The organism is Solibacillus sp. FSL R7-0682 (genome assembly GCF_038005985.1).
GTDB lineage: Bacteria > Bacillota > Bacilli > Bacillales_A > Planococcaceae > Solibacillus.
Window position 1 is genome coordinate 174,155 of the sequence record NZ_JBBOUI010000001.1, and the last position, 12,897, is coordinate 187,051.

Sequence of the window (12,897 nt, forward strand, 5' to 3'; positions counted from 1 at the left end):
CATTATGACGGTATTTACAATTACAGAACATAATAGAGAAAAGGTCATTGAATTTTTTAATGAGCATTGGGGTTCTCCGGAAATGGTTATTTCTTCAGGGACTTATAATTGCAGCGAACTAGATGGCTTTGTATTTCAAGAAAATAATCAATTACTTGGTTTAGTGACATATGTATTTCATGATGAAGAAGTAGAAATTATTTCTTTAGATAGCATTTTAGAAGGGAAGGGCATTGGATCTCTTTTAACGAAAGAAGTGGAAGAGATAGTGCAACGTAAGGGCATTAAAACGATTTCTTTAGTGACAACGAATGATAATTTAAATGCACTGAAGTTCTATCAAAAAAGAGGCTATAAGATTGATGCAGTTTTTCCAAATGCGGTCGAACAGGCTAGAAAAATTAAGCCTACGATTCCTTTGATCGGTAATGATGGGATCCCAATTCGAGATGAGTTACGGCTTATCAAAAATTTATAGTAAGGTTTGCTTATTTTGCAATTAACGTAAAAAATTAGATTGCAAATAACAAACAGATTCAGTAGACTGAAATCAATTAAATGTATTTGCAGGGGGACACATTGTGTTGAGAAGGTAAAACCTGACCCTTAGAACCTGACCGTTAATACGGACGTAGGGAGCAAAGTGCACAGTATTATTATGTACTTTAGCTCTCCATTTTTGGAGGGCTTTTCTTTTGCAAATCTTTTAATTGCGGGGGGACACATTGTGTTGAGAAGGTTAAAACCTGACCCTTAGAACCTGACAGTTAATACTGGCGTAGGGAGCAATGCTTAGGTGTAATTTACACTTTTTAGGCGTCTCTATGTTTAGAGACGCCTTTTTGCGCTTACGTCCACCAAAAAGGAGGACTAACAATGGATTTTTGTGAAAATGTAAGACAAGAAACGGATTATTTTTGGGAGGCAAGCTTTACACACCCTTTTGTACAGGGAATTGCAGATGGAACGCTACCACTTGAAAAGTTTAAGTATTATATGTTGCAAGATGCGTACTACTTGAAGCACTATACAAAGCTTTTAGCATTGTTAGCAGCAAAGGCGAGTAATGACGAAGATATTAAATATTTTTTAAAGTCGGCGGAATTGATTCATACAGTTGAATTAGAGCTGCACGAAACTACTTTTAAAGTATTACAAGTGAGTGAACTGGAGCTAAGCGAATTTCATCCTGCGCCTGCTGCTTATAACTACGTCAGTCATATGTATAATGCGTTGCATAACGGAACAATAGCAGAAGCATTTTCGGCGATCTTACCATGTCCATGGCTATATCAAGAAATTGGGGAAAGACTAAAAGATGCAAAACCACAAATTCCCCTTTATAAGCAATGGATTGAATTTTACGCTTCCGATGAAATGAAGGCATCAATTCAATTACAAAAAGATATGCTGAATCGGTTTGTAAAAGAAGAACCTGCTAAAGAGCAACTTTTTATAAAGCATTTTGAGAAGAGTTGCTATTATGAATGGATGTTTTGGGAGATGTCATGGACGATGCAAGATTGGAAGCAGGGAGTGTACGTGTATGAGCCTTCAATTGATTAATCAACAACAACCAGGGGATAAGCAAGCTGCAAAGTTTACTTATGATGATAGTGGAACCTTTCAAATCGAGATAGAGTATTTAACGGAGGTGCAACTATGATTGCCTGTACAATTGCCGGGTCTGACAGTGGCGGAGGGGCTGGAATTCAAGCTGACTTAAAAACCTTTCAGGAGTTAAATGTATTTGGTACAAGTGTCATCACTGCTTTAACGGCGCAAAATACATTAGGCGTCCATGGTGTTTTTCCAGTAGACACCGCATTTGTAGAAGCGCAATTATGTGCCGTTCTTGAGGACATTAATATAAAAGCAATTAAAACAGGCATGCTTTTCGATGCTTCTATTATTCAAGCTGTTGCAACTATTTTAAAAAAATATCAAATACCACTCGTTATTGATCCTGTGATGATAGCAAAGGGTGGAGAAAGCTTGTTATTAAAAGAAGCCGTTGAAGCATTAAAGGAAAATTTACTGCCGTTAGCAACAGTTTGTACACCGAATATCCCGGAAGCAGAAGTCATTACAGGGATGAAAATTAGAACAGAACAAGATGTTTACGAAGCCGCTCAACAAATTTTAAAGTTAGGCGTTTCCTGTGTTGTGATGAAGGGTGGACACTTAGATGGAGCAATGGCTAAGGATTCAGTATTTACTTTAAACGAGCCTCCTTTTCATCTAGAGACCGAACGAATAAATACAAAACAAACACATGGAACAGGCTGCACCTTCTCGGCCGCTTTAACTGCTCAATTAGCAAAGGGACAAAATTTAAAAGACGCAATTATTGAAGCGAAAAAGTTTGTCCATCTTGCTATCCAAGAGCCGTTGAATATTGGGCATGGTTTCGGTCCTACTAACCATTTTGCCTATCGCCAATTTGAAGGGAAGTGTCCGGTACATGTATTTTGATTTAGATAATTAAAAAGGTGCAAAATCAAGCTCAAACCATCTCTTTTTTGAATAATTTTCATAAGGAGATGGTTTTTTATTTTTAGCTATAAAAATATTGAGAATTATTGGATAATTAAATTAGGTTTATGTAAACATTTTGCATTGAAAGGGAGGCATTTTATGCAAAGTATCGTATCTAAAATAGTAAATTATTTGCCAACAGAACAGTTAAATAGTTATTGGGATCATTTCGAGCAAGTTGCTTTTGCGATTTATGATAGTGAAAAAGTTTATTTGTTTAATCATCCAAATTATAAGGACCAACCATACATAGAACTAGTTAAAACATCTGAATTTCAAGCGTGTACGTGTATTATATTTGAAGGTGTCCCAACAGCGATTGTTGATACAAGATTATGTGATTCGTATGAAACAATATATTCAGTAATTGTTCATGAATCATTTCATGGTTTCCAATATCTCTTAAATGAAAGTCGCCTTCCGAATGAAATTAGTGGATTTACCTATCCGATTGATTTTAATAATATTCAACTCCGTATTCTGGAGAGAACGAATCTTTATGAAGCATTTATTGCTGAAGATTTACAGATGCAAGCCCAGTATATAAATGAATTTATTGAAATTCGGGAAAAAAGAAGAAGGTTATTTCCAGAGTATGTAGAATACGAAAATTTGATTGAAACAGTAGAAGGCCCAGCTTTTTATGTAGAATATCAGGCTTTAAAGGATGTACAAAAAAATAAACAAAACTCTCTTGACCAATATGTTTCCATGTTACTTGATAGTGAAGCTAGCCAGCTGAATATTAGGCGAAGCTGCTATAGTTCCGGCTTATTTATTTGCTTATTGCTAGATAAGATTTCAGAAAGCTGGAAAGTTGAATTTATGAAATCAAAATTAGATGTATATAGTTTTTTCAAAGAAATTTACCCTAATTATTATGCTGTACCAATAGCACTTCCTGAGAATGCAAGAGAAGTGAATGAAATAATACAAAACGTAATAAGCGAAAGGAAAAAATCATTCGATGATTTCGAGAAATTACCAGGGGTTAAATTATTTGTTGAAGGTGCAATAAAGATAACAGGTTTTGATCCAATGAATATTACTTTACTTAATAATAAAGCACTTCATCGTACCTTTTTAAAAGTAAAAATAGCAGACGAAGAATATGTTATTCAAGGCCCTGTATGTACGGAGTTTCAACAGCACTTCATGCAAATCGAGTCAATACAAATGTATGTAACAGAATGTCCGAGACAAGTCGGAAATCAAGTAAGTATTAGTAATATTGGGGAAGTGAAAGGGATGCTTAAATTATTGGATTCGAATTTATATCGAGTAAAGGTTTAAATTCCAAATCAGAGAAAGTAATTTTAAAAAAAATAAATTTAAATATGAGGGTTAACTATGAAGCAATTAACATTTCAAGAACTACAGAGCTACTTATTATTAAAATATAAACAAAATGGTACTTCATCAGGTCTATTTATGAAATTAGTAGAGGAGATGGGTGAGGTTGCAGAGGTCTTAAATCAGCTAGAAGGGCGAAAATCCAATACGGTGAGCGCTTCATTAGAAAAGGAACTAGCAGATGTTATTCATTACGCAGTAGCCATTGCTAGTATAAACAATATTGATCTATCGAAGACGATTATTGAAAAAGATAAGCAAGCAGCTATTAAATATAATCAATCACCAAATTTAGAGGAGTTTTTAATGATACAACATAAAAGTAGTTCAATAAAGGGGGTGTAACAATGTCAGCAGAAGAAAAATTTAAGGTAGCTCTAGATTTAAGAAAAGAAAATCGCCTTAAGGAATCGAATGAGTTATTTGTAGAGCTGGCTCAACTCAATCCACAAAATGCTTACTTGCATTATCAGTGTGCCTGGAGCTTTGATGTTTTAGGGGAAGAAAAAAAAGCCGTACCATACTATGAAAAAGCGATTCAAGGTGATTTAGAAGAATCCGATTTAGAAAATGCATATTTAGGATTAGGTAGTACATTTAGAACGATAGGTGAATATGAGAAGTCAAAAGCAGTGCTAGAAGAGGGAATAAAACGATTCCCGAATAACCATGCATTACAAGTGTTTTATTCCATGACGTTGTACAATTTAAATGAGCACCAGGAATCAATGAATATTCTACTAAATACTATTGCCAATACTACTTCTGACCTCAATATTCAGAAGTATAATAGAGCAATTCAATTTTATGCAGATAAGCTGGATCAAACATGGGAATAAACAAAATGTAAGTCGATGGTGGGGATGATTTGTGAAATACAACATTAGGCTAGCTTGTGTGAAAGATTTAAATAAACTATGTAGTATCAGAAATAATCGGGATTTATTTTCCCGTTATATACAGCTACAAGAAAAGAAAGAAATATACCTTGTCATTGCAGAAGATGAATATCATCTATTAGGATTTGGAGTTCTCAAAATAAAAGGTGCCTTAGCTCCTAAGTTAAGTGATCTTTATGTAAAAGAAGAGTTCCGAGGGAATGGTGTAGGTTCAGCTTTAATAAAATATAGAGAAGAAATCGCACGAGATTTATATTTTTTAGAGATATTTGTAAGTGTAGACCCTATTGAAAATCCCAAAATGATAAGGCTTATTAATAAACATGGCTACAATGCGATATCACGACCGTATTTAAAAACCGCAATTTACTACCGTACAGATGGTAGCACCTACGATAAAACTTACACTAGAATAGACTTGAAAAAGTTATTAGGCTCATGCTCCAAGAATACGAAATGTAATTTAAATAACGAGGAAGCCACAAAGTGTTAAAAAAGGACAGTTCGTGGCTATATTTTTTATCGGGAAGCTTTTTTAAATCCCCTCAGTGTTCATTAACACTATACGCCAACCATCTGGATCTGCAATTGTCACACCTTTTTCCGCCCAGTATTTATTTTCTGGAGAGACTACAGGATAGCCCATATGAGCAAGTCGAGATTGTACAGCCTGAACTTGTGAGAGATCGGGCATATAAAAAACGAGTAGATTATCCTCTGTCGGTGCAGGGCATGGACTTCCATCAACATGCTGCGTAAATTCTAAATGATACGAGGCATCTGGTAAGCCAATCATAATGCCAGTGTAACCGCGATGTCCTTCAAAACCGCCGATTTTTGTAAGACCAACACCTTCACAATAAAAACGTTCTATTTCCTCTAATTTATCCGTTGGTCGTGCGATACGAAATTGAGCAATATGTAATGTTTCTGTCCACTGTTTCATAAACATCCCCCTTTTTTTCATTATAATGGGAAAGGGAGTTGATTACTCTACAACGTTTGGCTGAAAACAACCGATTTAAGAGAGGAGTACAACATGGATATTCGAATACTAAATAAAAATGAAATCCCACCTATGGATTTACTATTACTAGCGGATCCTTCTATAAAGATTGTGGAAGAGTATGTGAATCGAGGCGATTGCTTTATTGCAGAGATGGATAATGAGGTAATCGGCGTTTATGTATTACTTCCTACAAGGCCTGAAACGGTTGAGTTAGTGAATGTTGCAGTCGCAGAAAAACATCACGGGAAAGGTATAGGGAAGATGTTAGTTATGCATGCCGTACAAAAAGCCAAGGTAGAGGGATTCAAAACAATTGAAATTGGCACGGGCAATTCAAGTATTGGTCAGCTTGCACTTTATCAAAAATGTGGGTTTAGAATTACAGGAGTAGATATCGACTTTTTCATTAGACATTACGAAGAAGAAATTTTTGAAAATGACATTCAATGTAGAGATATGATTCGGTTATCTCAGGATTTATAAAATTAAAGAAGGCCCTGCATGACTACTTAAATGGAATGAATGCAGGGCTTAATTTTGTTTAAACAAAATTAATTAAAACTTATTATTCCCGTAAAATCACCCGAGGTACAAGGTGAATATAAACAAGCTCTCCAACAAAAACTACTATCATTTGGGTAACGATGATGGCTGCTACGAGTGTGCTCAAATTTTCTGACAATGCTAGTGCAAGGGGAAGAGCCGAGGCATTTTGCAAACGCTAACGAAACAAAGAAAAATTTATTCTCAAATAATTTGATTTCCGTTAAGATTTTATAAAATGTTTAAAAATACCAATTACCATCGCTGTTTTAATTATCATAATTTTATGTCAAATAAACCTTCTGGAGATGATAAAATGTATAGTTCACTAGAAAGAGATCAGTATTTTACGGAAGTAACCTCAAAATTAAGACGTCTTGAAAAAATTGAAGGGATAATTCAACTTGGGTCGGGGATGAAGGGTTATAAAGATCGCTATTCAGATATTGATTTAATGGTTGCCATTCAAGGAGATGCACACGAGGCAAAGGAAGAAATTATAAACTTATTAAGTGGGATGGGTGCTTTTTATATAAAGGAAGGTAAGTTTAGTGAAGAGATTTTTTTACTTATACCTTTCTATGAAAATGGACTAGAGATGGATATATCGATTTTACCGACACATTTATTAAATGTAAAATCACCATTGTGGCAAATTATTTTTGACCGTACAGGGAAAGTTGAGACTAAAATGCAGATTGAAAATGAAAAATTTCAGGCACAGCCTACCCCTTATAAATTGCAATATGATGTTGTCTTTGAATATTATTACCACTTCAGAAAGCTAAAGATTGAAGTAGCAAGGGGAAATTTTGTCTACGCTATAAAAATGCTAGTACGTGGATTTACATTAGATGTTCAAGTACTCAATGAGAAGAAGAAGCTACACCAATTTAAGGCTTATGAAACTCTAGACACACAATTTATGGAGGCAATGTTAAAGACATATCCAATAGCTATAGATGGAGAAGGAATTTTAAAAGCTGCAAATGGTTTAGGAGATTTATTTTTAAAAACTTTAAATGAACAACATTCAATTTCCTTTGATGAAAGATTGCTACGGATTGCTCAATTTTAGAGGAAAAGGAGCTTACAAATGATAAAAGCTGTTTTATTTGATTTAGATGGTACGTTGTTAAATCGAGATGAGTCTGTTAAGCATTTCATTGAAACGCAATATGATCGGTTAATTGAACAACTAAATCATATTCCAAAAGAAACATTTACGTCACGTTTTATTCATTTAGATCAACGAGGGTATGTGTGGAAAGATAAAGTATATAAGCAACTAGTGGATGAATTTCACATGACAACCATCACATCGGAGCAGTTACTTGCAGATTATTTGAATAAATTTAAAAATAGCTGTGTTCCATTCCCTAATTTAATTTTGATGCTAGAGCAATTGATAAATAGTGGGATTGTTTTAGGAATGATTACGAACGGCTATGGACAATTTCAAATGGATAATGTGAGGGCATTAGGAATTGAAAAATATTTTGACACAATTATAGTGTCCGAATGGGAAGGGATGAAAAAGCCTGACCCACAAATCTTTCATCGAGCATTAAATAAGCTAAATCTTGTAGCGAATGAATGTGTTTTTATTGGCGATCATCCTGAAAATGATGTGAAGGCTGCTCGAAATGTGGGAATGAAAGCTGTCTGGAAAAAAGATTTTCAATGGGACAATGTAGAAGCAGATGCGATTGTTCAGGACCTACTGGAGCTACCAATTATTATTGAAGGCTGGCGTTAGTTTTAGGAGAAAGAGAAGAAATGGGGGATTACGAAATGCTAGAGCAACTTACAAAAAATATAAGGGAGTGGGTTTTCAAGTCAGAAAAGCCAGTCATAATCGGCGTTTCAGGGCATGGTGCTGCAGGTAAAACGACATTTGTGTCAGAGCTGATTGAGCAATTTGAGCCACATAAAGTAAATTATATTAACACCGATCCATATATCGTAGATTCGACAATTCGTAAAAAAACGATTATTCAGTATACATATGAAAATGAACCCCATTCATTTAAAATGACCGCCTGCCACCCTGGTGCACACCATTTACCATCGTTAGAAAGAGATGTACGTATGATAAGAGAGGGTGTAGATTTTTATACGATAGATGTGCCGTATTTGGAAAGAACGCTCATCTCTGCACAAAACCAGTTAACAATTGTAGAAGGTATGAGTGTTGCTTTCCTTCAGCCAAAGTATTTTGATATTACAATTTACTTTTATACAGATGGAGATACAGAATTTAAACGAAGATCAGAACGTGATACTAACGAGCGCGGTATGAATATCGACTATTTACGTCAGTCTCATGAAGAACGGCGCATTCAATATGAAGTTTTTATGCACCCCTATAGGGAACAATTTGATGTTGTCATAAATACTACGAATGAAGGGATTGTGATAGAGAAGATGGATCTGAATCTAAGTAAGGAAGAAATGTAAAATGAGTATTCTAGAATTAAATGAGCAACTGTATGCAAAAAAACCAAAAATCGGTAGTACTGACTTTTGTATCTGTGATCACTGTCGTTTTTATGCAGACAATATAGTTAAAAACAAAGGGCTTATAGCTTTTTTACAGTCGTTTGGAATAGATGCATTAAAGGCAGATGAAGTGTCTTGTTATATGGAAGACGCAAAATATAAATATTATTCGGTAGATTTGAATTATATATTTAGCAATAAAGAAGGCACATTCCCATTGTCAAACGCAAAAGTTACAATTAGTCGCCATTCCCATCTCATTGCTCCCAATAATCCACCTTATTGGATGGATATGCAAGTGAGGATCGAAATTTGAAGTTAGAAGGAGAATGTTATGAAGGGAAATAACTTACTAGATGGCAGCCTCATGCTATGAAAGAATAGAAATTTCCACCTACATTAACATGTCTCTTTAATCATCATCATAAACTGTAGGGATTGTAGATGATAGGAGGAAAGGCTATTCAAATACACGTAGTGTCGCCGGGAGAGTCTTTGTGGGTAATTGCGCATGCATATGGCACGTCAGTTGAAGATATTGTAGAAGCAAATCAAATTCCTGATCCGAATCGACTTGTCGTTGGTCAAGCGCTTGTTATACCGATTTATGGGAGCTTTTATATGGTGCAACCAGGGGATAGCCTATGGTTAATCGGGCAACGATTCCATATAAATTACTTAACGTTAGCGCAAATTAATAATTTAAATCCAAATCAAATTTTACCGATTGGGTTAAGGCTGTATATCCCTCCTCTAATGAAAGCTAGTGCGGAATCACTTGCTTATATTGAGCCACGAGGTACTACAGTAAGTGAGGCAGTGCTCAACCAAGCAATGGAAGCAAGCCCATTTTTAACGTATTTAGCTTTATTTAGCTATGAAGCAAGACGTGATGGGACATTAAAGCCCCCTCCGTCTGGTACAATTCCGCAAATCGCTGAACAAGCGCAAGCAGTTGTATCGATGGTAGTAACGAACTTAGAGGAAGGTAGCTTTAGTGGAAATTTAGGGAGAGATATTTTACAAAGTAGCGCGGTACAAGAACAACTATTAAACAATATCCTAATCGAGGCAAAACGGTTAGGGAATGTGAAGGATATACATTTTGATTTTGAAGCGTTGCCGGCAGATCAAAAAGAAGCCTATGCTGATTTTTTAAGGAAAGCTGTTGAAAAATTCCACCCTGAAGGATTTTTAGTCTCTGCTGCATTAGCTCCGAAAACGAGCTCAGCACAGCAAGGTCCATGGCAAGTAGCTCATGATTACGAAGCGCTTGGTGCAATATTAGATTTTGTTGTGTTAATGACCTATGAATGGGGCTATATTGCAGGGCCACCAATGGCAGTTTCGCCAATTAATGAGGTTGAAAAGGTTGTTAATTACGCATTGTCGGTTATGCCTGCAAGTAAAATTATGATGGGACAAAACTTATATGGCTATGATTGGCCGTTACCATTTATACAAGGTCAAACTAGAGCAGAGGCACTCAGTCCTCAACGTGCTATAGAAATTGCAAAGCAAAATAATGCAGCGATTCAATATGATTTAATTGCCCAAGCACCATACTTTTACTATGTAAATGAGCAAGGAGTTCAGCACATCGTATGGTTTGAGGATGCGAGATCAATTCAAGCAAAGTTTAATCTGATAAAACGATACAATCTTCGAGGCATTGCTTATTGGAAATTAGGCTTACCCTTCCCACAAAACTGGCTATTGCTTGCAGATAATTTTAATATCATTAGAAAATAAATGCAAAAGGCACAAATCTTTAACAAGGTTTTGTGTCTTTTTGTATTTTAATTGGGAATCGTATTTCTTTAAACCTATGCTTTAACTATATAATCGATGCGCGGAAGAGTGAGATATGTTATTATTTTTCCCATATATTAATAGTTTGCAACTAGTATTCCTACTAAGTTATGAGCTGTATTGAGATCTAGTACTTCTCAATAGAAAGGATAACGAGATGAAACATACATTAATACGAATGCTAGTTATATTTTTACTAGGGCATGTCGTGTATTTCAATTATTATATAGAGGATGAGCTAGGGCTAGCTGCGTTTTTTGCCCATATATATTTAGTGGGCTTTACGTTAATCATAAGCATCCCGATCATTTTTATTAAAAATCAAGCAAGCGTATCGAAAAAGATAGGTCTTGTTATGTTAAGTTTAGTAATTGCATTTATTACACCTTCATTAGGGATTGGGAAGTTAAAATATATGCTTCAAGATGAGCTTTCTGGTAGAGAAATAAATACTATTTCTAAACAATATGATGTGAATTTGACAACTAATTCTATTGCAATTCCTTTTGAGCACGCTCTTTTAGTGGATCAAGGAGATGGTGTGCTGACCGTTTATGATGAGGGTGGGCAAGAGGTGAACAAAGTGGATATTAAACAATTAGCAAAGGATGCCATTTCGAATCTTCCACTTACAGAGAAGCAAAGACTTACAACATATTATGATGGGTATGAGTCACAAAGGTTTAGGTACGAACTTTTTACTAAGGAAGAGGAAAATAATATTTCCTTTAGTTATCGATATGTAACTGATGAAATACCAGATGGGTTTACGCCCGCTCCGGATATGCCAAGTGATGCGACAAATATTCAATTCCATTATGATGTTATTTATACACCGTCATTAAATAAGAACGGAGAGTTTTTATTTGAACAAAAAAATTATAAAAAAGACGCTGACTATCGTGTGAGCTATAAAGCAACTGGAATGGAAGCAATCGTTGCACCAGCAAATGCCAAATTAATAAATGAAATGTAAATAATTCCTTTCGTAGCAACCATCTACCCATTTTTGGGCAGGTGGTTGTTTTTAGTTTATGTTGCTTATTGGCGTCATTTTTAGAATGGAGATTCATAAACTTCAAGTGGTTTTCTAATTTTAATAATGGCGAAAGTAAATATATGTCTTAGAGAGATTCGTATTGCCTATTTTAAACCATACATATTTAATTTACTATATATGGTAAGTGGAGGGGTGTAAATTGAAAAATTTAAGAAGGAACTTATTAATTGCACTAGTTCTAATAGGTGGCATTTATTTTATTTATTCTTTCTTTTTTTCATCACGTGCAATTTTAAATAATGTTTCGAAGCTTAAAGGCTATGAACTGGAAATTATCGAGGAAAACAAACCAATCAAGTTATACATTGAAGAGGAATTGTTTCAGCTAAGAGATGGTGAGGAAAAAAATTTGAATATTGTATTGGATGAACAGTACAACACGAAAATTATTTTAGAACATATCATTCGAAGAGATGATGATGTGTATTTTAGCTTTACGACAGATTATGCCTTGCCTTATCGAAGAGGGAATTTTTTATACAATGGCATTTTAAATTCAGACGGGTCAATTACGAGCTATTCAACTGGGCAAGAATTTGAGCTAATAAACGCATTAGACGAGTCAATTGATGCTGGGCAAACTGGTAGTGGCCCAAACTCAGATTTTTCATTTGGTATAAGTAAAGAGCAAATCGATCAGATTGAAGATGGCTTCACGGTGTTTTACAAAGGCATGTACCTTTATGAGTATAGGAAGAGATAAAAGAAAGGCGGATATTTATTTTTCTCAACTCGACTTATAGGACTCTCTAATTTGTGGGGAATTTGCCCTGCAGTTAATAAAGGAGGATGAATGATGAGGCGTATTTTATTTTTAGGATTGCTTACCTTATTTCTATTAACAGGGTGCAATTCTTCGACATTAAGCTTTAGTGAAATAGAAAATGTTCCTAAAAACGTTCAAAGTACAATAAATACAGACAATACTCTTCAATTAATTTATAAAGATGAAAACTCGTATTATGTTGTATTTCATTCGAGCGGCATAGTTACAGGCAATGTTGTATTTACAGACCGTACATTGACTATTCAGTTCGAAGTACAAGATGAAGATAAACATCCATTGAAGCAACATGTTTATATTTTGGAGAGGGATCCTGTGCAAGAAATGATTGCTGTAACAGTAAATGGCAAGTCTACGCACTTCGATAATTTTACTACAGGTTTGTAAAGACATACGT

At 35.1% G+C, this 12,897-nt stretch carries 17 protein-coding genes and 2 riboswitches; of the genes, 16 read left to right on the forward strand and 1 reads right to left on the reverse strand.

Annotation, left to right across the window (positions count from 1 at the left end; translation table 11 throughout):
- The first annotated feature begins 4 nt into the window (after nt 1-4).
- The 7 genes from MKZ17_RS00880 to MKZ17_RS00910 all read left to right on the forward strand — a co-directional run bounded on the left by MKZ17_RS00880 (nt 5) and on the right by MKZ17_RS00910 (nt 5,283).
- The gene (locus tag MKZ17_RS00880; protein ID WP_340721940.1) at nt 5-478 is read left to right on the forward strand and encodes a GNAT family N-acetyltransferase; all 474 of its coding nucleotides are present in this window, start codon (nt 5-7) and stop codon (nt 476-478) included.
- A gap of 80 nt (nt 479-558) precedes the next feature.
- A riboswitch (TPP riboswitch) is annotated at nt 559-655 on the forward strand.
- A 49-nt stretch (nt 656-704) separates the two neighbouring features.
- Nucleotides 705-802, forward strand: a riboswitch (TPP riboswitch).
- A 74-nt stretch (nt 803-876) separates the two neighbouring features.
- Nucleotides 877-1,566 carry a thiaminase II gene (gene tenA, locus MKZ17_RS00885; RefSeq protein ID WP_340721941.1) on the forward strand — a complete coding sequence of 230 codons (690 nt, stop codon included), beginning with the start codon at nt 877-879 and terminating at the stop codon, nt 1,564-1,566.
- Between the two features lie 96 nt (nt 1,567-1,662).
- Complete coding sequence (thiD, locus tag MKZ17_RS00890; RefSeq protein ID WP_340721942.1) at nt 1,663-2,475, forward strand: bifunctional hydroxymethylpyrimidine kinase/phosphomethylpyrimidine kinase; 813 nt, start codon at nt 1,663-1,665, stop codon at nt 2,473-2,475.
- A 162-nt stretch (nt 2,476-2,637) separates the two neighbouring features.
- A complete protein-coding gene (locus MKZ17_RS00895) occupies nt 2,638-3,831 on the forward strand; it encodes a hypothetical protein (protein ID WP_340721943.1) in 1,194 nt (397 codons plus the stop codon).
- A gap of 57 nt (nt 3,832-3,888) precedes the next feature.
- Nucleotides 3,889-4,236 carry a MazG nucleotide pyrophosphohydrolase domain-containing protein gene (locus MKZ17_RS00900; RefSeq protein WP_340721944.1) on the forward strand — a complete coding sequence of 116 codons (348 nt, stop codon included), beginning with the start codon at nt 3,889-3,891 and terminating at the stop codon, nt 4,234-4,236.
- A gap of 2 nt (nt 4,237-4,238) precedes the next feature.
- Nucleotides 4,239-4,730, forward strand: coding sequence for a tetratricopeptide repeat protein (locus MKZ17_RS00905; protein WP_340721945.1), 492 nt, complete (start codon nt 4,239-4,241; stop codon nt 4,728-4,730).
- 31 nt (nt 4,731-4,761) lie between these two features.
- Nucleotides 4,762-5,283, forward strand: a complete 522-nt coding sequence (locus MKZ17_RS00910; protein WP_340721946.1) for a GNAT family N-acetyltransferase — start codon at nt 4,762-4,764, stop codon at nt 5,281-5,283.
- A gap of 42 nt (nt 5,284-5,325) precedes the next feature.
- Here MKZ17_RS00910 and MKZ17_RS00915 read toward each other — a convergent pair whose 3' ends face one another.
- Nucleotides 5,326-5,736 (reverse strand): VOC family protein, encoded by a 411-nt coding sequence (locus tag MKZ17_RS00915; protein WP_340721947.1) that lies wholly within the window; start codon nt 5,734-5,736, stop codon nt 5,326-5,328.
- Nucleotides 5,737-5,829: 93 nt separating this feature from the next.
- Between MKZ17_RS00915 and MKZ17_RS00920 the strand changes: the two genes are divergently transcribed.
- The 9 genes from MKZ17_RS00920 to MKZ17_RS00960 all read left to right on the forward strand — a co-directional run bounded on the left by MKZ17_RS00920 (nt 5,830) and on the right by MKZ17_RS00960 (nt 12,887).
- Nucleotides 5,830-6,282: a GNAT family N-acetyltransferase gene (locus MKZ17_RS00920; RefSeq protein WP_340721948.1), complete on the forward strand. Its 453-nt coding sequence runs from the start codon at nt 5,830-5,832 to the stop codon at nt 6,280-6,282.
- A 376-nt stretch (nt 6,283-6,658) separates the two neighbouring features.
- Complete coding sequence (locus tag MKZ17_RS00925) at nt 6,659-7,420, forward strand: hypothetical protein (protein ID WP_340721949.1); 762 nt, start codon at nt 6,659-6,661, stop codon at nt 7,418-7,420.
- Nucleotides 7,421-7,438: 18 nt separating this feature from the next.
- Nucleotides 7,439-8,101: an HAD family hydrolase gene (locus MKZ17_RS00930; protein ID WP_340721950.1), complete on the forward strand. Its 663-nt coding sequence runs from the start codon at nt 7,439-7,441 to the stop codon at nt 8,099-8,101.
- A 35-nt stretch (nt 8,102-8,136) separates the two neighbouring features.
- Nucleotides 8,137-8,802, forward strand: a complete 666-nt coding sequence (locus MKZ17_RS00935; protein ID WP_340721951.1) for a uridine kinase family protein — start codon at nt 8,137-8,139, stop codon at nt 8,800-8,802.
- Between the two features lies 1 nt (nt 8,803).
- A complete protein-coding gene (locus tag MKZ17_RS00940; protein WP_340721952.1) occupies nt 8,804-9,160 on the forward strand; it encodes a hypothetical protein in 357 nt (118 codons plus the stop codon).
- Between the two features lie 128 nt (nt 9,161-9,288).
- The gene (locus tag MKZ17_RS00945) at nt 9,289-10,596 is read left to right on the forward strand and encodes a glycoside hydrolase family 18 protein (protein WP_340721953.1); all 1,308 of its coding nucleotides are present in this window, start codon (nt 9,289-9,291) and stop codon (nt 10,594-10,596) included.
- A 217-nt stretch (nt 10,597-10,813) separates the two neighbouring features.
- Nucleotides 10,814-11,632, forward strand: coding sequence for a hypothetical protein (locus tag MKZ17_RS00950; RefSeq protein WP_340721954.1), 819 nt, complete (start codon nt 10,814-10,816; stop codon nt 11,630-11,632).
- Nucleotides 11,633-11,855: 223 nt separating this feature from the next.
- Nucleotides 11,856-12,419 (forward strand): hypothetical protein, encoded by a 564-nt coding sequence (locus MKZ17_RS00955; RefSeq protein ID WP_340721955.1) that lies wholly within the window; start codon nt 11,856-11,858, stop codon nt 12,417-12,419.
- Between the two features lie 93 nt (nt 12,420-12,512).
- Entirely contained in the window at nt 12,513-12,887 is a 375-nt protein-coding gene (locus MKZ17_RS00960) for a peptidylprolyl isomerase (protein WP_340721956.1), read from the forward strand.
- Nucleotides 12,888-12,897 lie beyond the last annotated feature (10 nt).